Here is a 25,138-nt window from a genome sequence, read left to right on the forward strand (position 1 = left end):
GCCGCGTCCATGCACTATATCGGTGGCGCATGGAAAACCTTCTGCACATCCTGATCCCGGTGGCCATGGGCGCAACAGCGCTCATGGTCCTGCTCGGACTGGTCACGCTGTTCCGCCGGGGCGCAGAGAACCGCAGCCGCTCCAACAAGCTGATGCGGATGCGCGTGGCGCTCCAGTTCGCCGCCATCCTGCTCATCATGGCGGCGATCTGGCTGGGTGGCCGCGGGCCGACCTGGTTCGACTGACGCCGGCGCGGCGCACCCCCGAGGGAGGCAAGACACCGATGGTCGTTCTGAACAAGATCTACACGCGCACGGGCGATGCGGGCGAGACCGGGCTGGGGACCGGGCAGCGGGTCCGCAAGTACGACCTGCGGATCGAGGCCTATGGCACCGTGGACGAGGCGAACGCCATCCTCGGCATCGTGCGCCAGCATATCGACACCCTGCCCGACGCTGCCGAGGTGGACGCCGCGCTGATGCGGATCCAGAACGACCTCTTCGACCTCGGCGCCGATCTCTGCACGCCGGAGACGGACGAGCCGCTGGAATACGAGCCCCTGCGCGTCACCGACGCACAGGTCGTCCGGCTGGAGCGGGAGATCGACGCGCTGAACGCCGACCTCGCCCCGCTGCGCTCCTTCATCCTGCCGGGCGGCACGATGGCGGCGGCCTACCTGCACCAGGCCCGCACGGTCACGCGCCGGGCCGAGCGGTGCATCGTCGCACTCGCGGAACGCGATCCGGTCAACCCCGCCGCGGTGCGCTACGTCAACCGGCTGTCGGACTATCTCTTCGTGCTCGGCCGTCACGTCAACGACCAGGGGGCTGCAGATGTGCTCTGGGTGCCGGGGGCCAACCGGACCTGAGCGTGGCGGTTGCGCCGCACCCAGCGCGGCGGGACCCGCCCCTGCGAAACCGTCGATTGACAGGCGCGCCGGGCGGCTTGTAGCGTTTCGCGCTGCACAAAAACGAGGCGGATCGCCCATCTGACCATCATGGGCGGCCCGGCGGGAGCGCCGCGCATCAGCGCGGCATAGGCTAGGGACGCAAGCGAGAGAGCGGCTGATGAAGGTTCTGGTGCCCGTCAAGCGGGTTGTCGATTACAACGTGAAGATCCGCGTCAAGGCGGATCAGACCGGGGTGGAACTCGCCAACGTCAAGATGTCGATGAACCCCTTCGACGAGATCGCGGTGGAACAGGCGATCCGCATGAAGGAGGCCGGCACGGCGAGCGAAATCGTCGTCGTTTCCGTCGGCCCACAGCAGGCATCGGAAACGATCCGGACCGCGCTTGCGATGGGCGCCGATCGCGGCATTCTTGTGAAGACGGACGACCAGGTCGAGCCGCTGGGCGTGGCCAAGATCCTCAAGGAACTTGTCGCCAGGGAAGAGCCGCAGCTGGTCATCCTCGGCAAGCAGGCGATCGACGACGACAGCAACCAGACGGGCCAGATGCTGGCGGCGCTGGTGGGCTGGTCGCAGGGCACGTTCGCCTCGGCGGTGGAGATCGCGGACGGCAAGGCCGCGGTCACCCGCGAGGTAGACGGCGGCCTGCAGACGGTCGAGATCGCGCTGCCGGCGATCGTCACCACCGACCTGCGCCTGAACGAGCCGCGCTACGCCTCGCTGCCGAACATCATGAAGGCGAAGAAGAAGCCGATCGACGAGACGTCGCCCGCCGACCTGGGCGTCGACGTCGCGCCGCGCCTCAAGACCGTGAAGGTGACCGAGCCGCCGCAGCGCCAGGCCGGCATCAAGGTCGAGAGCGTCGCGGAACTTGTGCAGAAACTGAAGAATGAGGCGGGGGTAATCTGACCATGGCAAGCCTCGTCATTGCCGATCACGACAACGAAACCCTGAACGAAGCGACCGCCAAGGTGGTCACCGCGGCGAAGGCGCTGGGCGGCGACGTCCATGTGCTGGTCGCCGGCGAAGGCTGCAAGGCCGTGGCCGACGCCGCCGCAAAGCTCGACGGCGTGGCCAAGGTGCTGCTGGCCGAGGGCGGGCAATACGCGCACATGCTGGCCGAACCAATGGCCGCCCTGATCGTCAAGCTGGCCGGTGGCTACGACAATCTCGTCGCCTCGACCATGACGACGGGCAAGAATTTCATGCCGCGGGTGGCGGCCCTGCTCGACGTGATGCAGGTTTCCGACATCATCGCGGTGGAGTCGGCCGACACCTTCGTGCGGCCGATCTATGCCGGCAACGCCATGCTGACCGTCACCTCGACGGACGCCAAGAAGGTGATCACCGTGCGCCCGACCTCGTTCGCGGCTGCGGGCGAAGGCGGCTCGGCAAGCGTCGAGAGCGTCGACGCGGCGGAGGATCCGGGCCTGTCGAGCTGGGTCGAGGACAAGCTGTCGGAAAGCTCGCGGCCCGAACTGTCGGCGGCGAAGATCGTCATCTCCGGCGGCCGCGGCATGCAGTCGGGCGACAATTTCGTCATGCTGGAGAAGATCGCCGACAAGCTGGGCGCCGCCGTGGGTGCGAGCCGCGCGGCCGTCGATGCGGGCTTCGTGCCCAACGAGCTGCAGGTCGGCCAGACCGGCAAGGTCGTCGCGCCGGAGCTTTACATCGCCGTCGGCATTTCCGGCGCGATCCAGCATCTCGCGGGCATGAAGGACTCCAAGGTCATCGTCGCGATCAACAAGGACGAGGAAGCCCCGATCTTCCAGGTCGCCGACTATGGCCTGGTTGCGGACCTCTTCCAGGCCGTGCCGGAGCTTGAGCAGGAACTGGAAAAGGCCGGGTATTGAGCCCGGCCCCACGAAGGAGACGGATCGCATGACGGCAAGAACGGTCGGCGTCATCGGCGCGGGCCAGATGGGCAACGGCATCGCGCACGTGTGTGCGGTCGCCGGCCATCGGGTGCTGCTCAAGGATATCAGCCAGGACCGCCTGGATGCCGGGCTCAAGACGATCGAGCGCAACCTTGCCCGCCAGGCCGCCAAGGGCCTGATCGGGCAGGGACAGGTGTCGGAGGCGCTGGCCCGCATCACGCCGATCCTCGAGAACGCGCCGTTCGGGGACGCCGACATGGTGATCGAGGCAGCGACCGAGAACGAAGCCGTCAAGCGCAAGATCTTCGAGGAGCTGTGCCCCTCGCTCGGCCCAAAGGCGATGATCGCGACGAACACCTCGTCGATCTCGATCACGCGGCTTGCCTCCTGCACCGACCGCCCGGAACGCTTCATGGGCGTGCACTTCATGAACCCGGTGCCGCTGATGCAGTTGGTCGAACTGATCCGCGGCATCGCGACGGAGGAGGAAACCTTCGTCACGATGCGGGACTTCGTGCAGGGGCTCGGCAAGACCACCGCGAACGCGGAGGACTTCCCCGCCTTCATCGTGAACCGCATCCTGCTGCCGATGATCAACGAGGCGGTCTACACGCTGTACGAGGGCGTGGGGAACGTCGAGGCGATCGACACCGCCATGCGGCTCGGCGCCAATCACCCGATGGGACCGCTTCAGCTGGCCGACTTCATCGGCCTCGACACCTGCCTCTCGATCATGCAGGTGCTCTACGAGGGGCTGGCGGACAGCAAGTACCGTCCCTGCCCGCTGCTGGTGAAATATGTCGAGGCGGGCTGGCTCGGCCAGAAGACGAAGCGGGGCTTCTACGACTATCGCGGCGAGGAGCCGGTGCCGACGCGCTGACGCGCCCGATTTCGGACCGACATGGCGGGCGGGCCCTTTTCCGGGGTCCGCCCGATTCGCGTCATGACGCGGTGCGTGCGTTGCCCGCGTCCGTTGCCTTGGTCGGCGACGGCTCAAGCCGGTCGATGAAGTACCGGATCAGGCGCAGGGCGTCGTGCGAATCCCACTCCGCCGGGCCGAACATGCGGCCGACCTCGCGGCCCTCGCCGTCGAGCAGCAGCGTCGCAGGCAAGCCGCGCAGGCCGAGTGCGCGGGCAAGCGAGCCGCGCTGATCGAGATAAAGCGCAAGGTTCTTCGCCCCGATCTCGTCGAGGAAAGGCTGCGCCACCGACGCGCCCTGCCGGTCGGTGGAGATGGCGACCACCTGGAAGTCCCGCCCGCCGAGCGCGCCCTGAAGGCGGTCGAGCGCCGGCATCTCCTCCCGGCACGGCCCGCACCATGTCGCCCAGAAATTGACGAGCACGACCTTGCCGCGGAAGTCGGCGAAGCTCAGCGTGCCGCCGCCCGCGTCCGTGAACTCCCCTGCCGGAACCGCCTGCGGCGCGTCATGGACGACGAATCCCTCCACCTCGCCCGTGGCGAGGTCGCGCGCGCCCGCGTGGACAGGCCCGCCCCATGTGCCGTATAGGGCAAGCGCGAAAAGGCCCATCGTGGCCCCGATCCCGGCAAGCAGCGTTCGACGCATCTGGCACCTCCCGATTTCCGATCCCGAAAGGATCCGCGACGGCATGGACGAAAACAAGGCAACAGCCACCCCCGTACGTGAGGCGCAAGGCGGCGCATCCTCCAGCAATATGATGTGGGGCGGACGGTTTTCTACCTCGCCCGACGCGGTGATGGAGGCGATCAACGCCTCGATCGACGTGGACCGGCGGCTGGCGGCGCAGGACATCGCGGGCAGCCGGGCCCATTCCGACATGCTCGCGGCGTGCGGCATCATCACGGCGGCCGACCGCGACGCGATCCACGCGGGCCTGGCGCAGGTCGAGCGCGAGATCGCGGATGGCACCTTCGCCTATTCGACCGCCCTCGAAGACATTCACATGAACATCGAGGCGCGGCTGAAGGAGATCGTGGGCGCTCCCGCGGGCCGGCTGCACACCGCGCGCTCGCGCAACGACCAGGTGGCGGTCGACTTCCGCCTCTTCGTGCGCGAGGCGTGCGACCGCACCGCGGCGCAGATCCTGAAGCTGCAGCGCGCGCTTCTGGCACAGGCCGAGGCGCACGCCGACACCGTCATGCCGGGCTTCACCCATCTGCAGAGCGCGCAGCCCGTGACCTTCGGCCACCACATGCTCGCCTATGTGAACATGCTGGACCGCGACCGGGCCCGCTTCATCGACGCCCGCGCGCGGATGAACCGCTGCCCGCTCGGGGCGGCGGCACTCGCCGGCACCAGCTTCCCGATCGACCGGCACATGACGGCCAAGGCGCTGGGCTTCGACGGGCCGACGCGCAACTCGCTCGACAGCGTGTCGGCGCGCGACTTCGCGCTCGAATTCCTGTCGGCGGCGGCGATCTGCGCGGTCAACCTGTCGCGCCTGGCGGAGGAGATCGTGATCTGGATGACGCCGCAGTTCGGCTTCGTGAAGCTGTCGGACCGCTGGACGACCGGGTCCTCCATCATGCCGCAGAAGAAGAACCCGGATGCCGCCGAGCTCGTGCGCGGCAAGTCTGGCCGCGTGATCGGCCAGCTGAACACGCTGCTGGTGCTGATGAAGGGCTTGCCGCTCACCTATTCCAAGGACATGCAGGAAGACAAGGAGGCGCTGTTCGACGCCGCCGACACCATCGAGCTTTGCCTGGAAGCGACGGCAGGCATGGTCGCCGACATGACACCGGTGGCGGAGAAGATGGCCGCGGCCGCCGGCGCCGGTTTCGCCACGGCGACCGACCTCGCCGACTGGCTGGTGCGCGTGTTGGGCCTGCCGTTCCGCGATGCCCATCACGTGACGGGCCGCATCGTCGCGCTGGCGGAAGCGAAGGGCTGCGACCTCGCGGCCCTCGCGCTCGCCGACCTGCAGGGGGTGGAGCCGCGCATCACGGCGGACATCTTCGAGGTGCTGACGGTCGAAAGCTCGGTCGCCAGCCGGACGAGTTTCGGCGGCACGGCGCCCCAGAACGTGCGGGCCGAAATCGCGCACTGGCGCGACGTGCTGGCGCGGGAGGGCGTGTGACATGACGGGACGCACGGCACTGCCGCTCATCCTCGTTCTCGCACTGGCGCTCGGGGTCTCCGCCTGCGGGCGCAAGGGACCGCTCGAACCGCCGCCCACCCCCGATACGAAGAAGGAGGCGCCGAAGACCGGCGCGCTTCCCCTGCCCGAAACGCGAGCCTGACCGGACATGGACCATTTCACCTATCGCGGCGGGCGGCTTCATGCCGAGGACGTACCGCTCGACGCCATCGCCGAGGCAGTGGGCACCCCCGTCTATGTCTATTCGACCGCGACGCTGGTGCGGCACTACCGCGTCTTCGCGCAGGCGTTCACGCGGCGGCCGGGCCATGAGGACACGCTCGTCGCCTACGCCATGAAGGCCAATTCGAACCTCGCAGTGCTGGCGACGCTGGCACGCGAAGGGGCGGGCTGCGACATCGTCTCCGGCGGGGAGTTGCGCCGCGCGCTGGCCGCGGGCGTGCCGCCGGGCCGCATCGTCTTCTCCGGCGTCGGCAAGACGCGGGAGGAGATGGCGGCCACCCTCGACGCCGGCATATGCCAGTTCAACGTGGAGTCGGAGCCGGAACTGGAGGCCCTCTCGGAGGTCGCCGTCTCCAGGGGCATGACGGCGCCCGTCTCGCTGCGCGTCAACCCGGACGTGGACGCGAAGACCCACCACAAGATCTCGACCGGAAAGTCGGAGAACAAGTTCGGCATCCCCATCGCGCGGGCGCGGGAAATCTACGCCCATGCAGCCCGCCTGCCCGGCCTTTCGGTGACGGGTGTCGACCTGCACATCGGCTCGCAACTGACCGACCTCGAACCCTTCCGCGCGGCCTATGCGCGCGCCGCGGACCTTGTCACGGCGCTCCGCGCCGACGGGCACGCGATCCGCCACCTCGACCTGGGCGGCGGTCTCGGCATCCCCTATGTCGCGGGCAACGAAGTGCCGCCCTCGCCGGACGCCTATGCCGACATGGTCATCGACACGGTGGGCCATCTCGGCTGCCGCCTGATGTTCGAGCCGGGCCGTCTGATCGTCGGCAACGCGGGCGTCCTGGTGTCGCGCACGATCTATGTGAAGCAGGGCGAGGGACGGCGCTTCCTGATCCTCGACGCGGCGATGAACGACCTCGTCCGCCCGGCGATGTACGAGGCGCACCACGACATCGTTCCCGTCGCCGAGGGCGGGCGCGGGCCGGCGGTCCCCTATGACGTGGTGGGGCCTGTGTGCGAGACGGGCGACACCTTCGCCAAGGCGCGCAGCGTGCCGGAACTGGCCGCGGGCGACCTCGTCGCCTTCCGCAGCGCGGGCGCCTATGGCGCGGTGATGGCCTCGGAATACAACTCCCGCCCCCTCGTCCCGGAAGTGCTCGTGAACGCAGAGGACTGGTCAATTGTCCGCGTTCGCCCAACTTATGACGAGATGCTGGCGCGTGATAGAGTGCCAGACTGGTTGAGCGAGGACTGAGCCGCACCGTTCCCGCGGCCCCGTTCTGCGCGCGAGACAGGAAGAACGGGGCACGCCATGGCCACCGAACCGCGTCCGGAACCCGACCTGCCCCGCCGCCTCGGCTGGCGGCTCGCCCAGGCGCGCCTCGCGCTCGGCTGGGAGGCGCTGTGGCCCGCGCTGATGCCCGCGGCGCTGGTCGTCGGCCTCGGGCTGGCGCTTGCGCTGTTCGACGTGTTCGCCGTCTTGCCGCTCTGGGCCCACATCGGCCTGCTCGCCCTTCTGGCGCTGGCCGCAATCGGTCTTGCCCTCCGCGGTCTTGCCCGCATGAGATGGCCGACGCGCGAGATGGCGCTCAGGCGGCTGGAGACTGCGGGCCGCTTGCCCCACCGTCCGCTCGCCACGCTCGCCGACACCCCGGTCGGCGGCGCCGAGGGTGCTGCCAGCGCGCTCTGGGCTGCGCATCTGGAGCGCGCCCGCAAGGCCGCGGCGCGCGCACGCGCCGGAGCCCCGCGCCCGGATGCGGCGCGGCGCGATCCGCTCGCCCTGCGCGGCGCGGTCGTGCTGGCGCTGGCTGCCGGCCTCTTCGTCGCGGGCGCCGACGCGCCAACGCGCCTTGCCCGTGCGCTGGACATCGACCTGCGTCTGCCGGCCCCGCCGCCGGCGCACGTCGACGCCTGGGTCACGCCGCCCGCCTACACGCGCGTCGCACCGGTCTTTCTCACCGCCGGAGACGCGGCGATCCCCGACATTCTGGACGTGCCCGCGGGCAGCGTCCTGACGCTCCGCGTTTCCGGCGGCGGAGAGGTCGCACTCGACGCGCCGGGGCAGGAGCCGGTCGAGGCCGACGCGAACGCCTCGGCCCCTGCCACCGAGACAAGCATCCGGGAGACCCGCCTCTCGCTCACCGCGGACGGCACGGTCACGGTCACGGAAGCAGGCATGCCGCGCTTCGCCCAGGCCTTCGCGATCACCCCCGACCGGGCGCCAGAGGTGCGGTTCCGGGAGGAGATCGGCATCACCCAGAACTACGCCCTGCGCTTCGTCTACGCGGCCGAGGACGATTATGGCGTGGAGCGGCTGGAAGCGCGCATTTCGCTCGACAATGCCGAGGCGGCGGACCCGCTCGTCATACCGCTTCCCTACTCCGGCGAGCGCACGGCGGTGACGGGGGAGACGTTCCGCGACCTGACGCCCCATCCGTTCGCCGGCCTGCCGGTCACCGTGCAGATCTTGGCACGCGACGGCGGCGGCAACACGGGCCTGTCCGACCCCGTGTCCATGGTCCTGCCCGAGCGGGTCTTCATGCACGAGGTAGCCCGTGCACTGGTCGAGCAGCGGAAGGTCCTGACGCTTTCGCCGGAGCGGCGCGACAAGGTGGCCGCGGCGCTCGACGCGATCCTGCTCTATCCCGACGGCCTGTTCGAGCGGGTGACGCCGGGCCTGGGCATTGCGGTCGCGGCGGCGCGCCTGCGCGCCGACCGGTCGCCGGAAGGGCTCGCCTCCGTCCAGGCGATGCTGTGGGAGATCGCGCTCGCGCTCGAGGAGGGGGACGCCAGCATGGCGCTGGCCGACCTGCGCGCCGCACAGGAGGCGCTGGAGCGCGCGCTGCAGGAAGGTGCCTCGGACGAGGAAATCTCCCGTCTCATGGACCAGCTGCGCGAAGCCATGAACCGCTACATGCAGGAAATGGCCCGCCAGATGATGGAGGCGCTGCAGCGCGGCGAGATTCCGCCGCAGGCGATGCAGCCCGTCGACCCGAACCGCATGGTCGACCAGAACCAGCTCGAACGGATGCTCGACGCCATCGAGGACATGGCGCGCTCCGGCGCACGCGAGTCCGCACAGCAGCTTCTGAACGAGCTGCGCCGCATGATGGAGAACCTGCAGGCCGGCATCCCCCAGCCGATGCAGGGTCAGGACCAGCAGATGAACGAGGCGCTGCAGGAGCTGTCGGACATCATCACGGAACAGCAGCGCCTGATGGACCGGACCCAGCGCGGAGAGCGCCAGGGCCAGGGCCAGATGCAGCAGGGCGAGCAGCAGGGCGGCGAGGGCCAGCAGGGCCGCCCCCGGCCCGGAAGCGGCATGGGCGGCATGGCGCAGGACCAGGATGCGTTGCGCCGGCAACTGGGTGAGCTTCTGTCGCGGCTCGGCGAGGCGGGCGCGGACCTTCCGCAGGCGCTGGGGGAGGCGGAAGGGTCGATGCGCGGCGCCACGGACGGGCTCAGCGAGAACGACAGGGGCCGCGCCCTCGGCCACCAGCGCGACGCCATCGACCAGTTGCGGGACGGGGCTCAGTCGCTCGCCCAGCAACTGATGGACCGGATGCAGCAGCAACAGGACGGCGGACAGGGGCAGGCGCAGCAGCGCGGCACCGGCCGCAACGGGCAGGAGCAGGATCCCCTCGGCCGTCCGCGCGCCCAGCGCGGGCCCGACGACGGCGACAGCGTGCGCGTTCCCGACGAGCGGGCATTGCAGACCGTAAGGGAAATCCTTCAGGAACTGCGCCGCCGCGCGGCCGAACAGGACCGCCCGGGAGAGGAACTGGAGTATCTGAGGCGGCTGCTGGAGCGTTTCTGAGCGCCGCAGCCCGGCGTCACTTCGCGTCGGGCCGCGTGATCTCGATACGCACGTCGACAGCCTCGAGCGGCGGGTTGGCGATCGAGGTTGCAAAGCTCGCGGTTGCGCCGGGAACGAGTTCCGGCTGGTCGAGCGTCTTCGTCCAGGCGAACACTTCCGCGTTGGCCGCGTCGCGCAGGCTCACGCGAATCGGCGGCACCGTGACTGTCCGCGTCGACACGTTCACCACTTCGCCGAATACGGTCAGCACCGGCTCACCGTTCTTCATCGACCGCTCGAAATACGGGCTGAGCAGTTCGAGACCCGTCGGATTGGGCGAGAGGCCGACCAGCGCATAGAGCCGCTCCGTCTGGGGTACGGCCTCGACGATCCGGTCGCGGAACACGTAGGCGCCGGACAGGACCGCCGCCGTCAGCGCCAGCAGCAGCACCCACCCCAGCACGACGCCTGCCCCGCTGCCTTCCTCCGCCTCCGCCGCGGGTGCGGTCTCCTCCGCCGCCGTGGCGGCGGCAGCCGCATCGGCCGCGTCGATCGGCATGTCGAACCCCTCGTCCGGATCGACGGCCGGCTCGATCGGCGGGGCCTGGTGCCAGGTGTGGCCGCAGCTTGCACAGCGCACCATGCGCCCCGACGGCCCGATGGAGGCGTCGTCGGCGAGGTAGCGCGTGGCGCAGGCAGGGCAGGTGAGAATCATCGACAGCCCGTCATTCGAGGTTCTTCGCTTATAAGGTCGCGCAGCGCCGCTTGTCCACAAAGCGACCTGCAGGGGGCCGTTCCTTGCCCGGCCCTTCCCACCGCCCCCCCGCTCCGGTACAACGCTCGGAACGGTGACGCTGGGGGAGGCGGCTGGCGCTTTGGTTCGGTTCGAGGACGTCGCACTGCGCTACGGCGACGGGCCGGAGGTTCTGAGCGGCCTGAACTTCCGCCTGAGCCCCGGCTCCATGCATTTCCTCACCGGCCCGTCCGGTGCGGGCAAGACGTCGCTCCTGAAGCTTCTCTATCTTGCGCACCGGCCGTCGCGCGGCCGCGTGGAGATGTTCGGCGAGGACATGGGCACGCTGCCACGCAGCGGCCTGCCGCGGATCCGGCGGCGAATCGGTGTCATCTTCCAGGACTTCCGGCTCCTGCCGCACCTCTCCGCCCTCGACAATGTCGCGCTGCCGCTGCGCATCCAGGGGGCGCGGCTGGAAGAGCATCTCGACGACGTGCGCGAGCTTCTGACATGGGTCGGCCTCGGCGACCGGATGGACGCGCTTCCTTCGACGCTCTCCGGCGGCGAACAGCAGCGGGTCGCCATCGCCCGCGCGGTGATCGGGCGGCCCGACCTGATCCTCGCCGACGAGCCGACGGGCAACGTCGATCCGGAGATCGGACGGCGCCTGATGCGGCTGTTCGTCGAACTGAACCGCCTCGGCACGACCGTCCTGATCGCCACGCATGACACGACCCTGATCGAGCGGTTCGCAGCCTCGGTGCTTGCGCTGCGCGACGGCCGCCTTGCCGTGCCCGCGGAAGCGCAACTTTCCCCTGTCGCGGAGGAGGTGCAGCCATGACCCGCCTGCCCATCCTCCTGTCCAGTCTGTCGCGGCGCATCCAGGCCGGCACTGCCCCCATCGTGCCGCGGGGAGGGGAGATCCGCTTCCTGCTTATCGTCATCGCGGCAATCTGCGCGCTGGGCACGCTCGCACTGGTCGCAGGCCTGGCGCTCTCTGGTGCCGCGGACCGCTGGAGCGCAGCGCTCGATGGAAGCGCGACCGTCGAGCTTCTTCCGGTCGAAGGTCTCGATCCGGCAGAACAACGCGCGCGTGCCATCGCCGCGCTGGCAGCCGCACCCGGCGTCGTCTGGGCGGAGGAGGTGCCGAAGACGGATGCGGAGGCCTTGCTCGCCCCCTGGCTCGGAGAGGGCGTGGACCTCGGAAGCCTGCCGATGCCGCAACTGATCGCCGTGCGGCTCGAACCGGGCTCGGACGACGCGCAAGGCGTTCTGGCGGCGGCGCTTGCCGAGGTTCCGGGCGCACGGGCCGACACGCACGCCGGCGCCCGCGCCTCGCTCGCCACGCTTGCCCGGACGGCACGTACGGTTGCACTGACGATCACGCTGCTGATCGCCGTCGCCGGCACGGCCATCGTCGTATTTGCAACGCGGGCGACCCTCGCCGCCCACCGCGAGATCGTCGACGTCCTGCACCTGATGGGCGCGCACGACGGCTTCATCGCGCGCGCGTTCGAGCGGCGCTTCCTCGAACTCGGCCTGATCGGCGGCGCGGCGGGGGCCGCAATGGCGATCGCCCTGATCGGCGCGCTGGTCTTCACGGTTCCCGATACCGCGATGGCCGGCTTCCTGCCGGAACTGGAGTTCGGCTGGGCGGAGAGCCTGGCGGTTGCGGCCACACCGCTGCTGGCTGCGCTCGTGGCCTGGGGAACTGCCCGGCTGACCGTGCTCGCCCGCCTGCGCCGGGCCTTGTGATCCGCCCGCCCCTGGAGACCGCGCGCCCATGACGCTGCTTCGCTCGCTTGCCTTTCAGCTGTACCTCTACGGGCTGACCGTGGGCCTTGTCCTCTTGCACGTGCCCGCGGTTTTCCTGCCCGGGCGCCACATGCGCCGCGGTTTCCGGATGTGGGGACGGGCCGGCACCTGGGGCATGGAGAAGATCGCGGGCATCCGGCTGGAGGTGCGCGGGCGCGAACACGTCGCCCGGGGCGGCGTGCTGATCGCCTCCAAGCACCAGTCGATGCTGGAGACGATGGCCTATTTCGGCATCCTCCACGACCCGGCGATCATCCTGAAGAAGGAACTGACGCTGATCCCGCTGGTCGGTCCCGTCGTGCGCAAGGCGGGACTTATCGTCGTCGACCGCAAGGGCGGCGGGCGTGCGGTCCTGAAGATGACGCGGGACGCCGCCGACCGCCTCGACCATGGCCGGGACGTGCTGATCTTCCCCGAAGGCCACCGCATGCCGGTCGACGGCGAACCGCACTACAAGCGCGGCATCTGGACCCTTTACCGCGAGACGGGCCGCGCGTGCGTGCCCGCGGCGCTCAACTCGGGTCTCTTCTGGCCGCGGCGCAGCCTGATCCGCCATCCCGGTACCTGCGTCATCGAATTCCTGCCCCCGATCCCCGCGGGCCTGGAGGAGGCCGAGTTCCGCACCCGGCTCGAAACGGTGACAGAAGAGGCCGTGGGCCGCCTCGTCGCGGAGGCCCGCGCCGAAACCCGCAAGGCGTGAACGAAAACGGAACTTTTGTTGACGATACGCGCGGCCGGGCCTATCTTTTCAGCCCGGCCAGCAGCGCCACCGGCAGGGAGCCGCACCGCGCATGAGTTTCGATGCCCCCATCGCCCGGCACATCTGGGACCTGAAATACCGGCTGAAGGCTGCCGACGGCACGCCGGTCGACCAGGACGTGTCGGACACCTGGGCGCGGGTTGCTGCCGCGCTGGCGGAGGCCGAGGCGACGAACGCGCGGGACCGCTGGCGGACCCGCTTTCTCGAGGCGCTTACGGACTTCCGCTATCTCCCGGCGGGCCGGATTCTCGCAGGCGCGGGCACGGACCGGTCGGTCACGCTCTTCAACTGCTTCGTCATGGGCACGATCCCCGACGACATGGGCGGGATCTTCGACCATCTGAAGGAAGCCGCGCTGACCATGCAGCAGGGCGGCGGCATCGGCTACGACTTCTCCACCATCCGCCCGCGCGGGGCGCCCGTGCGCGGCGTGGGCGCGGACGCATCGGGCCCCGTGTCCTTCATGGATGTGTGGGACGCCATGTGCCGCACCATCATGTCCGCGGGGTCGCGGCGCGGCGCGATGATGGCCACGCTCTCCTGCGACCATCCGGATATCGAGGCGTTCGTGGAGGCCAAGCGCGACCCCGCGCGCCTGCGCATGTTCAACCTGTCGGTGCTGATCTCGGACGCCTTCATGGAGGCGGTGCGCGCCGACGCCGACTGGCCGCTCGTGTTCGAGGGTGTGACCTTCCGTACCGTGAAGGCCCGCGCGCTGTGGGACCGGATCATGCGCGCGACCTATGACGTGGCGGAGCCGGGCGTCATCTTCATCGACCGCATCAACCGGATGAACAACCTCGCCTATTGCGAGACGATCCGCGCCACCAACCCGTGCGGGGAGCAGCCGCTGCCCCCCTATGGCGCGTGCCTGCTGGGCTCGGTGAACCTCTCGCGCCTTGTCGCCGACCCGTTCGGGGAAGGGGCGCACCTCGACGAGGACGCCCTCGACGATCTCGTCCGCGTTGCCGTGCGCATGATGGACAATGTGATCGACGTTTCGCGCTTCCCGCTGCCAGCGCAGGCGCAGGAGGCACGCGCGAAGCGGCGCATCGGTCTCGGCGTGACGGGTCTCGCCGATGCGCTGGCCATGGTACGTGTGCGCTACGGGACGGCGCAGGCGGCCGAGGTGAGCGGGCGCTGGCTGGCGCGCGTGCAGCGGGCGGCCTATCTCGCCTCCGTCGATCTCGCGCGAGAGAAGGGCTCCTTTCCGCTCTTCGACGGCGACGCCTATCTGGAAAGCCCCACCGTCCAGGCGCTCGACGCCGACGTGCGCGACGCGATCGCCGCGCACGGCATCCGCAACGCGCTCGTCACCTCGATCGCGCCGACGGGCACGATCTCGCTGTTCGCCGGCAATGTGTCGAGCGGGATAGAGCCCGCGTTCAGCCATTCCTACACCCGCCGCGTGCTGGAGCCCGACGGCAGCGCCCGGACCGAGCGGGTGGAGAGCTACGCCTACGCGCTCTACCGCCGCATGTTCGGTGCGGACGCAGCCCTTCCCGATTATTTCGTCACTGCGCTGGAGCTTGCGCCCGCCGACCATGTGCGCATGCAGGCCGCCGCGCAGGCCCATGTCGACAGCTCGATCTCCAAGACCATCAACTGCCCCGAGGACATCTCGTTCGATGACTTCAAGGACGTCTACCTGCTGGCCTACGACACGGGCTGCAAGGGCTGCACGACCTACCGCCCGAATCCCGTCACCGGCGCGGTCCTGTCGGCGGACCCCGCGCCGCAGCCGGCGGCGGAGGCCCACCCCTCGTCCGGTGCGCCCGATGCGCCTGCGCCGGGAGACCGGCACGGGTCCGTCGTCTGGATGACGAAGCCGCTGGAGCGGCCCGGCGCGCTGGAGGGGCACACCTACAAGCTGCGCTGGCCCGACAGCGACCATGCGATCTACATCACGCTGAACGACATCGTGCGCGAGGGGCGCCGCGTGCCGTTCGAGATCTTCATCAACTCCAAGAACATGGAGCATTACGCCTGGACCGTCGCGCTGACGCGCATGATCTCGGCGGTGTTCCGGCGCGGCGGCGACGTCTCCTTCGTGGTGGAGGAGCTGAAGGCGGTGTTCGATCCGCGCGGCGGGCAATGGATGGAGGGGCGCTACGTGCCCTCGCTGCTGGCGGCCATCGGCACCGTGATCGAGAAGCACATGCGCGCGATCGGCTTCCTCGCGGCGGACGGGGAGGCCGACGTGGCGGGCCTGCGCGCGGCCTATGCGGCCGGCGGCGATATCGGGGACGCCGATCTCCCCTCGCCCCGTGTCGACGCGCCGGCAAATGCGCTTCCACCCTGCCCGAAATGCGGGGCGCGCGCGCTCGCTCGGCAGGAGGGCTGCGCGACCTGCCTCAATTGCGGGCATTCCAAGTGCAGCTAGGCCGGGGCCGGAGCCAGGTCAGGTCCCTTCGTCCGTACAGCCCTCGGCAATATGGGCCCGCACACGCGCCTCGAGCGCGATGAGCGCCGGTTCCTCGACGCCCATTTCGCGCAGGTGCGCGACCGTGTTGAAAAGATAGTCCGCATTGGGTCCCGCGGGTCCGCGGCAGCCCGCGATGCGGCGGGCCTGCGCCTCCAGGTCGAGGCCGCCCGCATATTGCGGATGGTCGCGCCGCACGACATAGCACAGCGCCTCCACCGTCTCACCCGCATGTTCGGGGTGCAGCGTCAGCGGCAGCCAGGCCTCGCGATAGGCATAGGTCACCATCTCCCGCTCGCGGAGATAGGCATGGGTCGCTTCCGCGTGTTCGCGTGCGACACGGTAGGCGACGCCCTCGCACGATGCGCCCTCGTCGAGGCCAAGGACGAGCCCCGGCCGCTCCGGCGTACCGCGGTAGCGGACCGAGGACAGGCAGAAGGCGCGCGCGAAGCCGTCGAGCCGCGCGCGCCGCCGCTCCACGAACGAAAACCCCGGCCGCCACATGAGCGAGCCGTATCCGAAGACCCAGAAGCCCTGGTGGATATGCGACATGACGCCTGGCCGTTTCCGTTCGCCCCGATCTCGCCCGCTTGCCGAGCATCCTCTATAACGAAGCCCGACGCTCCGTTCACCCCCCGGCGGAAAGGGGAAAGACTGTCTTGCGCTATTTCCTGCTGATCGGCGCCGTCGCTGCGGCCATCGCCGGCTACACGGTCTATTGGAATACGCTCGCCAACCGCGCGGGCGAACGGCTGGCCGCTGCCCGCGGCACGCATGGCGCGGTCGCGCTCGATTACGGCGCGGTCGAGGTGGAAGGCTTCCCCTACCGCCTTGCCATCGGCATCGAGAACGCGGCGGCGGGCGCTGCGGACGGGCACCTCTGGTCGTGGCAGGTCCCGGCGCTGACCGTCTATCTCCAGCCCTGGAACCTGTACCATGCCATTGCCGAGGCCGACGGCGACCAGGCCTTCGAGTGGCGGGGTGGCCCCATTCCCTTCGCACTGACCGCCGCGCCTGAAACGGCGCTGGCAAGCGCACGGCGCGACGGCGCGCACCTCGGCCGCGTGATCGTGGACTACCGAGACGTCGCGCTCGCCGCACCCGAGGGGCCGGTCGCGCAGGTAGGGCGTGCGCTGGCCGAAGCCTATCCGGCCGAGCCGGGGGCGGAGCGTCCGGGCCTGCGCGCCGGGGCAAGCCTCGAAGCCATCGAGGTCCACGCGGGGAACATCGCGCGGCTGGGGCTCGGCACGCACATCGGGCGGGCGTCGGCCTTCCTGCGCTTCGAGGGCCTGTCGCACCCGGAAGACCTGGCAAGCCTTGGCGCGCGCATCCGGGCGGGCCGTCCGATCAGTGCCGAGGTGCTAGACCTCGCCTTCGACTGGGGGCCGCTGTCCGTCGCCGGGACGGGCCGGCTGATGCTCGATGCCGAGCGGCGTCCGGCCGGGACGCTCGCCCTGCGCATCGCGGGTCACGAGGAGACGCTGGACCGGCTGGTTGCCGCGGGCGCTCTGCGGGCCGAAACCGCCGCCAACCTGCGCACGGCGCTTGGTCTGCTCGGCGCGATCGGCGCGGATGCAGAGGGCCGTGTCCCGGTCAGCATCCACATGTCCGGCGGCGTCGCCTTTCTGGGGCCGATGCGGATCGCGACCCTGCCGCCGCTATTCTGAGGCCTTTCCCTTGCGCGCGGCACCGCCACGGGCGTTCGGAACGTGCGTGTCGGCCCCCGGATGGCGGCCGAAGTCGGCGAGCGGCGTCTCCTGCCCGGCCTCGATGATCTCGCGGCGCACCTGGCGCGTGTAGGAAAAGAGGTCGTAGAGCGCCTGGCCGTCCCGGTAGCGGATCGCCCGCTGCAGCGAGATCAGGTCCTCGGTGAAGCGGCCCAGCATCTCCAGCACCGCTTCGCGGTTGTTCAGGAACACGTCGCGCCACATGGTCGGATCGGATGCCGCGAGCCGCGTGAAGTCGCGGAAACCGCCCGCGGAGAACTTGATGACCTCCGACTCCGTCACCGTCTCCAGGTGCGCTGCCGTGCCGACGATGTTGTAGGCGATCAGGTGCGGCAAATGGCTGGTGATGGCGAGCACCATGTCGTGGCGCTCCGGGTCCATCACCTCGACCTTCGCGCCGCACGCCGTCCAGAACGCCGTCAGCCGGGCCAGCGCATCGGGATCCGCGACCGCCGTCGGCGTCAGGATGGTCCAGCGCCCGTCGAACAGGTGCGCGAAGCCCGCCTCCGGTCCCGACTGCTCCGTACCGGCGATGGGATGGCCGGGCACGAAATGCACGCCTTTTGGTATATGCGGGCCGATGTCGCGGATCACCGACATCTTGACCGAGCCCACGTCGGTCACGATGGCGCCCGGCGCCAGCGCCGGCGCAATCTCGGCGGCGAGCGCGCCATAGGTGCCCACGGGCGTGCACAGGATCACGAGATCGGCGCCAGCGACCGCCTCCGCCGCCGTCTTGCAGCCCCGGTCGATGAAACCGAGGCGCAGGGCAGCCTCGCGGGTCTCCGCCGTGCGCGCCGCACCGACGATTTCGCCCGCGATGCTGCCGCGGCGCATGGCGTGGCCGAGCGAGGAGCCGATCAACCCGAGGCCGATCAGCGCGACGCGGCCGAACATGGGGCCGGCCTCAGCCACCCCAGCCCTCCACGAAGCGCGCAACCGCGTCGAGACAGGCCGCGGTCTCCTCCTCGGTGCCGATGGAGATGCGCAGCGCGCCGGGCAGGCCGTAGCCCTCCATGCGCCGCACGATGACGCCCTCGCGCTGCAGGAACGCGTCGGCGTCCTGCGCCGTGCGGCCTGCCGTCACCGGAAAATGGACGAGGAGGAAGTTCCCCTCCGACGGCGTGACCGTCAGGCCGAGCGCCGCGAGGCGTTCCGCCGCAAGGCCCCGCAGGCGGATCGTCTCGGTCGCGACCTTGTCCGCCCAGCCCGTGTCGGCGAGCGCGGCAACGGCGGCCGCCTGCGCTGGAAGGTTGACGTTGAACGGCCCGCGCACGCGATTCAGGACGTCGGCCACCCCCTCCGGGCAATAGGCCCAGCCGACCCGCAGGCCGGCGAGCCCATAGAGCTTGGAGAAGGTGCGCGTCATGACGACGTTTTCAGAGGTCGCCACCATCTCGATCCCGGCTTCGTAATCGTTCCGCCGCACGAACTCCGCATAGGCCGCATCGAGCACGAGCAGGATGTCCGGCCTGAGACCGGCATGCAGGCGGCGCACCTCGGCCGCCGGCAGGTAGGTGCCGGTCGGATTGTTCGGGTTGGCAAGGAAGACGATCCGCGTGCGGTCCGTCACTTTCGCCAGAAGGGCGTCGACGTCCGCGTGCAGGTCGGTTTCCGGCGCGGTCACCGGCACGCCGCCCGCCGCCAGCGTCGAGATGCGGTACATCAGGAACCCGTGCGCGCTGTAGAGCGCCTCGTCACCTGGCGCCAGATAGGCCTGGCAGAGCAGCGAGATGATCTCGTCCGAGCCGGCGCCGCAGACGATCCGCGAGGCGTCGAGGCCGAAGCGCCGTGCAATTGCCGCGCGCAGGTCTGCCGCGCCGCCGTCCGGATAGCGGTAGAGCTTCTTCGAGGCCGCCTCGAAAGCCTCGACCGCCTTCGGGCTTGGCCCCCAGGCGCATTCGTTGGAGGAGAGCTTTACCGTGCGCGCGGCCCCCGCCGCGCCGCTTGCGCCGCCCACATAGGCGCTGATCTCCATCACGCCGGGCCGGGCTGCGGGGGCGCGCCCCGCGCCGGCCGAACCGCCATCCGTCATCGCTTGTCGTCCCCTAGAGCTGCGCCCGTCGCGGCCGCCGCCTCGTTCTCCACCGGCTCGATCCCGCGCGCGAAGGCCCCGACCACCCGAATGTCGCGGATCAGCCCGCGCGGCCGCGGCTTCAGAACGCCAAACCGCGGGTCCTGCCCGCTGGCGAAGAAGCCGTCCAGCTCGACCAGATGGATGCGCTCGTCGCTGCCCGGTTCCTCCGCCAGTTCCAGCGTGCGGGCGGCGAACCCCGCCCCCTCGAAGGTCGCGACGACGCGCGCGCGCGTCACGTCGCCCGCCGTCGCCACGGCCACGAGCGTCAGGTCGTCGCCGCTCGGCTCCAGTGGCGCGATGGCAACCGTGTAGGCGGACGGATGATCGCGCGTAACGTCGGTGCCGCGCACCAGCGGCAGGCGGACGAGCACGCGCGGCTGATCCGGCCCTTCCCCCAGATGCACCCACCAGGGGGGACCGGCGTCGTCGCCGCTCACCGGGACGATCGCGATCATGCCGCCGCCCTGGCCGACCAGCTGAACCGCGGCCAGCGCGGACGTGGCGAGCGACATCGGCGTCGCCGCGCCATAGTAGAACCGCGCGAGATCCCAATAGGCCATCGGCTCGCTGCCGCCCGCAACGGCGACGGAGAACGGACCCTGAAGGCGGGTGAAGGCCGCCATCATCTCCCGCCAGATGCGCGCCACCACGTCGAAAGGCAGCACGCCTGCATGCCGCGCCAGCAGGCGGCGCAGCACCTGCGCTTCCCGCGCCGGGCGCAGGGCCACGCGGGCCGGCGCAGCCCCGCCCGAAGTTTTCGCGCGAGCAATCTCGGACACAAGCTCCACCCGCTCCATCAGCAGGGAATGAAGCGCGTCGTCGATCCGGTCGATTTCGTGCCGCGCACGCTCCAGCGCCGCAGATGTTTCCGCCATCTCGATTGCCTGATGATCTGTTGGCCGAACAGGCGGGCATCATTACGCCCTGGGGCCTCTTAAATCAAAGAAAACGTTGACACCCGGGCAACCGGCTTCCTAGCTACCGGCGGTGCGCGGGCAGGGGCCGCGCGGCGGGAACGAGGGCTCGATGGAACGGTCGTCCGACAAGGTCACCTTTTCCGTGGAAACGCCGTTGAAGCTGTCGTCGGGAATTGACCTGGCGCCGGTGACGATGGCGTACGAGACCTATGGCACGCTCAACGCGGAGCGCACGAACGCGGTGCTGGTCTGCCATGCGCTGACCGGGGACCAATATGCCGCGAGCCGGCATCCGATCACCGGCAAGCCCGGCTGGTGGGAGACGATCATCGGCCCGGGCAAGCCGCTCGACACCGACCGCTATTTCATCATCTGCCCGAACGTGATCGGCGGCTGCATGGGCACGACCGGCCCGCGCGAGACCGATCCCGCGACCGGCAAGCCGTGGGGCATCCGCTTTCCGGTCATCACCATCGCCGACATGGTGCGCGGCCAGGCCATGCTGCTCGACCACCTCGGCATCCCCGATCTCTTCTGCGCGATCGGCGGCTCCATGGGCGGCATGCAGGTGCTGCAATGGGCGTCGGATTACGGGGACCGGGTGTTCGCTGCCGCTCCCATCGCGACCGCCGCCCGGCACTCGGCCCAGAACATCGCCTTCCACGAGGTCGGGCGCCAGGCGATCATGGCGGACCCGGACTGGCACGGGGGCGAGTATCTCGCACACGGGACCTCGCCGCAGAAGGGCCTCGCGGTCGCGCGCATGACCGCGCACATCACCTACCTGTCCGAGGTGGCGCTGCACCGGAAGTTCGGCCGCAACCTGCAGGACCGGGAGGCGCTGTCGTTCGGCTTCGACGCGGACTTCCAGGTGGAAAGCTACCTGCGCCACCAGGGCATCACCTTCGTCGACCGGTTCGACGCCAACTCCTATCTCTACATCACGCGGGCAATGGATTATTTCGACCTCGCGGCGGATCACGGCGGCGTGCTGGCCGACGCCTTCAAGGGGACCGAGACGCGCTTCTGCGTGATCTCCTTCACCTCCGACTGGCTGTTCCCGACGGTCGAGAGCCGGCGCATCGTGCAGGCACTGAACGCGGTCGCCGCCGACGTCAGCTTCGTGGAGATCGAGACCGACCGCGGGCACGACGCCTTCCTGCTCGACGAGCCGGAGATGTTCCGGACCCTGCGCGGTTTCCTTCAGTCGGCGGCGGAGGCGCGGGGCCTGTGAGCGGGATCGTCCATCGCAGCGAGCGGCACGACTTCCGCATCATCTCCGGCATGGTGAGCGCGGGCGCGCGCGTGCTCGACATCGGCTGCGGCGACGGGCTGCTGCTCGACCTGCTGCGCCGGGAGAAGCAGGTGCGCGGGCGCGGCATCGAGATCGACCAGGACGAGGTGGGGTCAGCCGTGGCGCGGGGGCTGTCGGTCATCCAGGGCGACGCCGAGGTCTATATCGCCGACTATCCCGACGGCGCCTTCGACTACGTCATCCTAAGCCAGGCGCTGCAGGCCATGACCGATCCGCGGCGCATGCTGGAGGAGATGCTGCGCGTGGGCACCCGCGCCATCGTCTCCTTCCCCAATTTCGGTTACTGGAAGGTGCGGCTGCATCTGCTCTTCAAGGGCACGATGCCGATGACCGAGGCGCTGGACGAGCCTTGGTACGCGACCGACAACATCCACCTCTGCACCATCCGTGACTTCGTGGGCCTGTGCGACGAGATGGGCGTGCGGATCGAAACCGCCTACACGCTGAACACGCGCGGCCGTCCTCGGCTGACGCGCTCACCGCGGGGCCATGTGAACCTCACGGGCGAACAGGCCATCTTCCTCCTCACCCGCCGCTGAACGGGGCGTGGGCATGGGCTGCGGCGCGGCGAGCCCGGGAATCGCGATCACCGGGCGGCGCGCGGTCGCCGGCGTGCCGCGCGGCCGGCGGGCATAGACCTGCTTGGTCACGCGGACGACATGCAGCCCCCCGAACGCGGGCCAGAGGCGCTGGCCCGCGCCTTCCCACGCCGCCGCAGACCGCAGCACCATGCGCAACCGCGTAGGCGGCACGTACAGGATCGTGTCCCACGCCTCGACCGCAAGCTGGGCATCGCGCAACAGCCGGTCGAGCTGCCCGCGGCTGAACGGGCGGCCATAGCCGAAGGGCGTCGTCTCCGCCCGCGCCCAGAGCCCCCGGCGGTTCGGCACGATGATGATGGCCTCGCCGCCCGCGGTCAGCACGCGCCAAACCTCCGACAGCAGCGCGGGCGCCTGGTCCGCCGTCTCGACCGCGTGCAGAAGCAGCACCCGCTCGACGCTCGCATCGTGCAGGGGAAGCCGCGTCTCCTCCACCAGCGCCGTGCAGTTGCGCCCCTCGGGCGGCCAGTGGAAGACGCCCTGCGCCGCCGGCATCAGCGCCATCACCCGCACCGCTTCGTCTCGGAAGGGACGCAGCAGCGGGGTCGCAAACCCGAGGCCCAGCACCGACTCGCCCTTCACGCGCGGCCACATCCCGCGCACCTTGCGCCGAAGTTGCGCACGGGCGATCAGGCCAAGCGGCGTCCGGTAGAACGCCATGAGGTCGATGACGTCGAGATGCATGGTCCGACCGAGTGTACCCGCGCACGCGGGATTTGAAACGCTCCCGCCCGATCTCTAGGTTGGCAGGAAAAGCTGAACAGACTGCCGCCCGATCCCGTCCGGGCCAAGCGGAGACGAGATGACCATGACCGCCAACGGCGAAAAGACAACGGGACTCCAGGTCGAACTGATCCCGGCCCTCAGTGACAATTACATCTTCCTGCTGCACGAGCCGACCTCGGGCGTGACCGCCGTCGTCGACCCTGCGGACGCTGGCGCGGTGGAGAAGCGGCTGAAGGAGCGCGGCCTCGCCCTCACGCATATCCTCAATACCCACCATCACCCCGATCACGTGGGCGGCAACCGGGCGCTCAAGGCGCGCCATGGCTGCACGATCGTCGGCCCGCGCGCCGACCGCGAGCGCATCCCGGGCATCGATGTCGAGGTCGGCGACGGGGACACGGTGGCGCTGGGCCATGCCGAGGCGACCGTCTTCGACGTGCCGGGCCACACGCGCGGACACATCGCCTACTGGTTCCGCGAGGCGAAGGCCGCCTTCGTCGGCGACACGCTGTTCGCCATGGGCTGCGGACGCCTGTTCGAGGGCACGCCCGCGCAGATGTGGGCCTCGCTGCAAAAGCTGATGGCGATGCCCGACGACACGGCGATCTATTGCGCGCACGAATACACGCTCTCGAACGCGAAGTTCGCGCTCTCGGTCGAACCGGACAATGCAATCCTCAGGAGCCGGGCGGCGGAGGTGGAGGCCGCGCGGGCCCGCGGCGTGCCGACGGTGCCCACGACGATGGGGCTGGAGAAGGCGACCAACCCCTTCCTGCGGCCAGCCAGCCCGGACCTGCAGAAGACGCTGGGGCTGCCAGGCGCGGACCTCGTCGCCGTGTTCGCCGAGACCCGCGCGCGCAAGGACGCCTTCTGAGATGCGGGACCTGACCGCGCGGGAGGTGGTCGCGCTGCTCGGCCTTGAGCCGCACCCGGAGGGCGGGCACTACCGCGAGACGTGGCGCGCCACGGCGGCCGGGGGAGCGCGCGCCGCGGGGACGGCGATCTATTACCTGCTGGAAGCGGGCGAGGTCAGCCGCTGGCACCGGGTGGACGCCGCCGAGGTCTGGCACTGGTACGCGGGCGCGCCGCTCGTCCTCACGATCTCGGAAAACGGCCAGGACGCGGCGGCACATCATCTGGGGCCGGGCCTCGCCACGGGGCAACGTCCGCAGATCGTGGTTCCGCCGCACGCCTGGCAGACGGCGGAGAGCCTGGGGCGCTGGACGCTCGTCGGATGCACGGTTTCGCCGGGGTTCGAGTTTTCGGGCTTCGAGATGGCGCCCGAGGACTGGTTTCCGCGCCCGCGTCAGCCGGGCGGCTGAGCACGGCCCGCGATCAGGTCCTTCGCCGCGAGCGCCGCGCCGCCGCTGATCAGCAGCGCAGCCCCTGCGACAGGCCACGTCGCCCCGGCATATCCGGCGAGGATCAGCACCAGCGTCGAGAGCAGCGGCGCGGCATAGGCGCTCGCCCCCAGCACCTGTATGTCGCCGTGCTTGCAGCCGAAATCCCACGCATAGAAGGCAAGGCCCACCGGCGCCAGGCCGAGCGCGAGGACCGCGAGCCATTCGCCGGTGCCGTCCGGCCAGACCGTCTCCTCGACCAGAAGATGCGCGGCCGCCGCCAGAACGGACGTCGCAAGGCAGAAACCCGTGACCGTGTCCGTCGGCACTGCCGAGAACCGGCGCGACAGCAGCGAATAGGCGGTCCATGTCCCCGCGCAGCCCAGCGCAGCGAGGTAACCCGTCGCATACGCAGGATCGAGCGACAGGCTTTGCCCCTTCGTCACGATCAGCGCCGCCCCGCCGAGCCCCAGGAGTGCACCCGCCACGTGATGGACGCGCAGCCGCTCCCCCGGCAGCAGGGCCGAGCAGACGACGATCAGCAGCGGCCAGAGATAGGCGATCAACCCCGCCTCCACCGGTGGGGCGTTCCTCAGCGCAGTGAAATAGAGCGCGTGATAGCCGAAGAGCCCGCCGATCCCGAGCGCCCAGACGACGGGCGGCTGGCGCAGCGCCGCCCGCGCCTCGGCGCGCGTGGCCATGCGGGCAAGGCCGATCGTGCCTCCGACGAGGAAGGTCATCGCGGCAAGCTGGAAGGGCGGAACCTGCCCGCTCGCCGCGGTGAACAGCGCGAGTAGCGCCCACATGAGGACGGCGGTGAAGCCCACCGCCGTCGCGCGTCCCTTGCTCATGATGCTCTCCGCCGCCGGTT

General features: G+C 70.0%; 26 protein-coding genes. 18 read left to right on the top strand and 8 right to left on the bottom strand.

Going from position 1 to position 25,138, the window contains the following annotated elements; translation table 11 throughout:
• Positions 1-29 precede the first annotated feature (29 nt).
• The 5 genes from NJQ99_RS07850 to NJQ99_RS07870 all read left to right on the top strand — a co-directional run bounded on the left by NJQ99_RS07850 (position 30) and on the right by NJQ99_RS07870 (position 3,665).
• Positions 30-245 carry a twin transmembrane helix small protein gene (locus tag NJQ99_RS07850; RefSeq protein ID WP_269332278.1) on the top strand — a complete coding sequence of 72 codons (216 nt, stop codon included), beginning with the start codon at positions 30-32 and terminating at the stop codon, positions 243-245.
• 38 nt (positions 246-283) lie between these two features.
• On the top strand, positions 284-868 hold the full coding sequence (locus NJQ99_RS07855; protein WP_269332279.1) for a cob(I)yrinic acid a,c-diamide adenosyltransferase: 585 nt from the start codon (positions 284-286) through the stop codon (positions 866-868).
• Between the two features lie 199 nt (positions 869-1,067).
• Positions 1,068-1,817, top strand: a complete 750-nt coding sequence (locus NJQ99_RS07860) for an electron transfer flavoprotein subunit beta/FixA family protein (RefSeq protein WP_269332280.1) — start codon at positions 1,068-1,070, stop codon at positions 1,815-1,817.
• Positions 1,818-1,819: 2 nt separating this feature from the next.
• Positions 1,820-2,761, top strand: coding sequence for an electron transfer flavoprotein subunit alpha/FixB family protein (locus tag NJQ99_RS07865; protein ID WP_269332281.1), 942 nt, complete (start codon positions 1,820-1,822; stop codon positions 2,759-2,761).
• 28 nt (positions 2,762-2,789) lie between these two features.
• Positions 2,790-3,665 (top strand): 3-hydroxybutyryl-CoA dehydrogenase, encoded by an 876-nt coding sequence (locus NJQ99_RS07870; protein WP_269332282.1) that lies wholly within the window; start codon positions 2,790-2,792, stop codon positions 3,663-3,665.
• 61 nt (positions 3,666-3,726) lie between these two features.
• Here the strand turns inward: NJQ99_RS07870 and NJQ99_RS07875 are convergent, their stop codons facing one another.
• A complete protein-coding gene (locus NJQ99_RS07875; RefSeq protein ID WP_269332283.1) occupies positions 3,727-4,350 on the bottom strand; it encodes a TlpA family protein disulfide reductase in 624 nt (207 codons plus the stop codon).
• 43 nt (positions 4,351-4,393) lie between these two features.
• Here NJQ99_RS07875 and argH point away from each other — a divergent pair, with 43 nt between their 5' ends.
• The 4 genes from argH to NJQ99_RS07895 are packed head-to-tail and all read left to right on the top strand — an operon-like array spanning position 4,394 to position 9,857.
• A complete protein-coding gene (gene argH / locus NJQ99_RS07880; protein WP_269332284.1) occupies positions 4,394-5,842 on the top strand; it encodes an argininosuccinate lyase in 1,449 nt (482 codons plus the stop codon).
• Between the two features lies 1 nt (position 5,843).
• On the top strand, positions 5,844-6,005 hold the full coding sequence (gene lptM, locus NJQ99_RS16305; protein WP_331283290.1) for an LPS translocon maturation chaperone LptM: 162 nt from the start codon (positions 5,844-5,846) through the stop codon (positions 6,003-6,005).
• A gap of 6 nt (positions 6,006-6,011) precedes the next feature.
• Positions 6,012-7,295, top strand: a complete 1,284-nt coding sequence (gene lysA, locus NJQ99_RS07890) for a diaminopimelate decarboxylase (protein WP_269332285.1) — start codon at positions 6,012-6,014, stop codon at positions 7,293-7,295.
• 57 nt (positions 7,296-7,352) lie between these two features.
• Positions 7,353-9,857 (top strand): TIGR02302 family protein, encoded by a 2,505-nt coding sequence (locus NJQ99_RS07895; RefSeq protein ID WP_269332286.1) that lies wholly within the window; start codon positions 7,353-7,355, stop codon positions 9,855-9,857.
• A 16-nt stretch (positions 9,858-9,873) separates the two neighbouring features.
• Here NJQ99_RS07895 and NJQ99_RS07900 read toward each other — a convergent pair whose 3' ends face one another.
• Complete coding sequence (locus NJQ99_RS07900; RefSeq protein WP_269332287.1) at positions 9,874-10,551, bottom strand: DUF3426 domain-containing protein; 678 nt, start codon at positions 10,549-10,551, stop codon at positions 9,874-9,876.
• Positions 10,552-10,711: 160 nt separating this feature from the next.
• On the opposite strand from NJQ99_RS07900, the gene ftsE reads away from it, so the two are divergent.
• From ftsE to NJQ99_RS07920, 4 genes are all read left to right on the top strand, one after another.
• The gene (ftsE, locus tag NJQ99_RS07905; RefSeq protein ID WP_269332288.1) at positions 10,712-11,410 is read left to right on the top strand and encodes a cell division ATP-binding protein FtsE; all 699 of its coding nucleotides are present in this window, start codon (positions 10,712-10,714) and stop codon (positions 11,408-11,410) included.
• Positions 11,407-12,324 (top strand): cell division protein FtsX, encoded by a 918-nt coding sequence (locus NJQ99_RS07910; RefSeq protein WP_269332289.1) that lies wholly within the window; start codon positions 11,407-11,409, stop codon positions 12,322-12,324. The genes ftsE and NJQ99_RS07910 overlap by 4 nt, the downstream gene beginning before the upstream one ends.
• 28 nt (positions 12,325-12,352) lie before the next feature.
• Positions 12,353-13,084, top strand: coding sequence for a lysophospholipid acyltransferase family protein (locus NJQ99_RS07915; protein WP_269332290.1), 732 nt, complete (start codon positions 12,353-12,355; stop codon positions 13,082-13,084).
• 91 nt (positions 13,085-13,175) lie between these two features.
• On the top strand, positions 13,176-15,527 hold the full coding sequence (locus NJQ99_RS07920; protein ID WP_269332291.1) for an adenosylcobalamin-dependent ribonucleoside-diphosphate reductase: 2,352 nt from the start codon (positions 13,176-13,178) through the stop codon (positions 15,525-15,527).
• Between the two features lie 18 nt (positions 15,528-15,545).
• Here the strand turns inward: NJQ99_RS07920 and NJQ99_RS07925 are convergent, their stop codons facing one another.
• A complete protein-coding gene (locus NJQ99_RS07925; RefSeq protein WP_269332292.1) occupies positions 15,546-16,118 on the bottom strand; it encodes a gamma-glutamylcyclotransferase in 573 nt (190 codons plus the stop codon).
• Positions 16,119-16,225: 107 nt separating this feature from the next.
• Here NJQ99_RS07925 and NJQ99_RS07930 point away from each other — a divergent pair, with 107 nt between their 5' ends.
• Complete coding sequence (locus tag NJQ99_RS07930) at positions 16,226-17,233, top strand: DUF2125 domain-containing protein (protein WP_269332293.1); 1,008 nt, start codon at positions 16,226-16,228, stop codon at positions 17,231-17,233.
• On the opposite strand, the gene NJQ99_RS07935 is transcribed toward NJQ99_RS07930, so the two are convergent.
• Genes NJQ99_RS07935 through pheA form a run of 3 tightly spaced genes read right to left on the bottom strand, consistent with a single transcriptional unit; the run spans position 17,225 to position 20,245 of the window.
• Positions 17,225-18,190 (bottom strand): prephenate/arogenate dehydrogenase family protein, encoded by a 966-nt coding sequence (locus NJQ99_RS07935; RefSeq protein ID WP_269333197.1) that lies wholly within the window; start codon positions 18,188-18,190, stop codon positions 17,225-17,227. The genes NJQ99_RS07930 and NJQ99_RS07935 overlap by 9 nt on opposite strands.
• A gap of 10 nt (positions 18,191-18,200) precedes the next feature.
• The gene (gene hisC, locus NJQ99_RS07940; RefSeq protein ID WP_269332294.1) at positions 18,201-19,328 is read right to left on the bottom strand and encodes a histidinol-phosphate transaminase; all 1,128 of its coding nucleotides are present in this window, start codon (positions 19,326-19,328) and stop codon (positions 18,201-18,203) included.
• Positions 19,325-20,245: a chorismate mutase gene (pheA, locus tag NJQ99_RS07945; protein ID WP_269332295.1), complete on the bottom strand. Its 921-nt coding sequence runs from the start codon at positions 20,243-20,245 to the stop codon at positions 19,325-19,327. The genes hisC and pheA overlap by 4 nt, the downstream gene beginning before the upstream one ends.
• A 151-nt stretch (positions 20,246-20,396) precedes the next feature.
• Here pheA and metX point away from each other — a divergent pair, with 151 nt between their 5' ends.
• Together metX and metW are read left to right on the top strand one after the other, a co-directional pair.
• Positions 20,397-21,521 (top strand): homoserine O-acetyltransferase MetX, encoded by a 1,125-nt coding sequence (gene metX, locus NJQ99_RS07950; RefSeq protein WP_269332296.1) that lies wholly within the window; start codon positions 20,397-20,399, stop codon positions 21,519-21,521.
• On the top strand, positions 21,518-22,141 hold the full coding sequence (metW, locus tag NJQ99_RS07955) for a methionine biosynthesis protein MetW (RefSeq protein WP_269332297.1): 624 nt from the start codon (positions 21,518-21,520) through the stop codon (positions 22,139-22,141). The genes metX and metW overlap by 4 nt, the downstream gene beginning before the upstream one ends.
• On the opposite strand, the gene NJQ99_RS07960 is transcribed toward metW, so the two are convergent.
• Positions 22,079-22,885 carry a methyltransferase domain-containing protein gene (locus tag NJQ99_RS07960; RefSeq protein WP_269332298.1) on the bottom strand — a complete coding sequence of 269 codons (807 nt, stop codon included), beginning with the start codon at positions 22,883-22,885 and terminating at the stop codon, positions 22,079-22,081. The genes metW and NJQ99_RS07960 overlap by 63 nt on opposite strands.
• A gap of 118 nt (positions 22,886-23,003) precedes the next feature.
• Here NJQ99_RS07960 and gloB point away from each other — a divergent pair, with 118 nt between their 5' ends.
• Together gloB and NJQ99_RS07970 are read left to right on the top strand one after the other, a co-directional pair.
• The gene (gloB, locus tag NJQ99_RS07965; RefSeq protein WP_269332299.1) at positions 23,004-23,801 is read left to right on the top strand and encodes a hydroxyacylglutathione hydrolase; all 798 of its coding nucleotides are present in this window, start codon (positions 23,004-23,006) and stop codon (positions 23,799-23,801) included.
• 1 nt (position 23,802) lies between these two features.
• Positions 23,803-24,249, top strand: coding sequence for a cupin domain-containing protein (locus tag NJQ99_RS07970; protein ID WP_269332300.1), 447 nt, complete (start codon positions 23,803-23,805; stop codon positions 24,247-24,249).
• Here the strand turns inward: NJQ99_RS07970 and yddG are convergent.
• Positions 24,234-25,118 carry an aromatic amino acid exporter YddG gene (gene yddG, locus NJQ99_RS07975; protein WP_269332301.1) on the bottom strand — a complete coding sequence of 295 codons (885 nt, stop codon included), beginning with the start codon at positions 25,116-25,118 and terminating at the stop codon, positions 24,234-24,236. The two genes, NJQ99_RS07970 and yddG, sit on opposite strands and share 16 nt — an antisense overlap.
• Positions 25,119-25,138 lie beyond the last annotated feature (20 nt).

This window comes from Futiania mangrovi, from assembly GCF_024158125.1.
GTDB lineage: Bacteria > Pseudomonadota > Alphaproteobacteria > Futianiales > Futianiaceae > Futiania > Futiania mangrovi.

What these genes read in the sequence shown, in the direction of transcription:
- NJQ99_RS07850 (WP_269332278.1), top strand. Translation starts at nt 30, where the DNA reads ATGGAAAACCTTCTGCACATCCTGATCCCGGTGGCCATGGGCGCAACA.
- NJQ99_RS07855 (WP_269332279.1), top strand. Translation starts at nt 284, where the DNA reads ATGGTCGTTCTGAACAAGATCTACACGCGCACGGGCGATGCGGGCGAG.
- NJQ99_RS07860 (WP_269332280.1), top strand. Translation starts at nt 1,068, where the DNA reads ATGAAGGTTCTGGTGCCCGTCAAGCGGGTTGTCGATTACAACGTGAAG.
- NJQ99_RS07865 (WP_269332281.1), top strand. Translation starts at nt 1,820, where the DNA reads ATGGCAAGCCTCGTCATTGCCGATCACGACAACGAAACCCTGAACGAA.
- NJQ99_RS07870 (WP_269332282.1), top strand. Translation starts at nt 2,790, where the DNA reads ATGACGGCAAGAACGGTCGGCGTCATCGGCGCGGGCCAGATGGGCAAC.
- NJQ99_RS07875 (WP_269332283.1), bottom strand. Translation starts at nt 4,350, where the DNA reads ATGCGTCGAACGCTGCTTGCCGGGATCGGGGCCACGATGGGCCTTTTC.
- argH (WP_269332284.1), top strand. Translation starts at nt 4,394, where the DNA reads ATGGACGAAAACAAGGCAACAGCCACCCCCGTACGTGAGGCGCAAGGC.
- lptM (WP_331283290.1), top strand. Translation starts at nt 5,844, where the DNA reads ATGACGGGACGCACGGCACTGCCGCTCATCCTCGTTCTCGCACTGGCG.
- lysA (WP_269332285.1), top strand. Translation starts at nt 6,012, where the DNA reads ATGGACCATTTCACCTATCGCGGCGGGCGGCTTCATGCCGAGGACGTA.
- NJQ99_RS07895 (WP_269332286.1), top strand. Translation starts at nt 7,353, where the DNA reads ATGGCCACCGAACCGCGTCCGGAACCCGACCTGCCCCGCCGCCTCGGC.
- NJQ99_RS07900 (WP_269332287.1), bottom strand. Translation starts at nt 10,551, where the DNA reads ATGATTCTCACCTGCCCTGCCTGCGCCACGCGCTACCTCGCCGACGAC.
- NJQ99_RS07910 (WP_269332289.1), top strand. Translation starts at nt 11,407, where the DNA reads ATGACCCGCCTGCCCATCCTCCTGTCCAGTCTGTCGCGGCGCATCCAG.
- NJQ99_RS07915 (WP_269332290.1), top strand. Translation starts at nt 12,353, where the DNA reads ATGACGCTGCTTCGCTCGCTTGCCTTTCAGCTGTACCTCTACGGGCTG.
- NJQ99_RS07920 (WP_269332291.1), top strand. Translation starts at nt 13,176, where the DNA reads ATGAGTTTCGATGCCCCCATCGCCCGGCACATCTGGGACCTGAAATAC.
- NJQ99_RS07925 (WP_269332292.1), bottom strand. Translation starts at nt 16,118, where the DNA reads ATGTCGCATATCCACCAGGGCTTCTGGGTCTTCGGATACGGCTCGCTC.
- NJQ99_RS07935 (WP_269333197.1), bottom strand. Translation starts at nt 18,190, where the DNA reads ATGTTCGGCCGCGTCGCGCTGATCGGCCTCGGGTTGATCGGCTCCTCG.
- hisC (WP_269332294.1), bottom strand. Translation starts at nt 19,328, where the DNA reads ATGACGGATGGCGGTTCGGCCGGCGCGGGGCGCGCCCCCGCAGCCCGG.
- pheA (WP_269332295.1), bottom strand. Translation starts at nt 20,245, where the DNA reads ATGGCGGAAACATCTGCGGCGCTGGAGCGTGCGCGGCACGAAATCGAC.
- metX (WP_269332296.1), top strand. Translation starts at nt 20,397, where the DNA reads ATGGAACGGTCGTCCGACAAGGTCACCTTTTCCGTGGAAACGCCGTTG.
- NJQ99_RS07960 (WP_269332298.1), bottom strand. Translation starts at nt 22,885, where the DNA reads ATGCATCTCGACGTCATCGACCTCATGGCGTTCTACCGGACGCCGCTT.
- gloB (WP_269332299.1), top strand. Translation starts at nt 23,004, where the DNA reads ATGACCATGACCGCCAACGGCGAAAAGACAACGGGACTCCAGGTCGAA.
- NJQ99_RS07970 (WP_269332300.1), top strand. Translation starts at nt 23,803, where the DNA reads ATGCGGGACCTGACCGCGCGGGAGGTGGTCGCGCTGCTCGGCCTTGAG.
- yddG (WP_269332301.1), bottom strand. Translation starts at nt 25,118, where the DNA reads ATGAGCAAGGGACGCGCGACGGCGGTGGGCTTCACCGCCGTCCTCATG.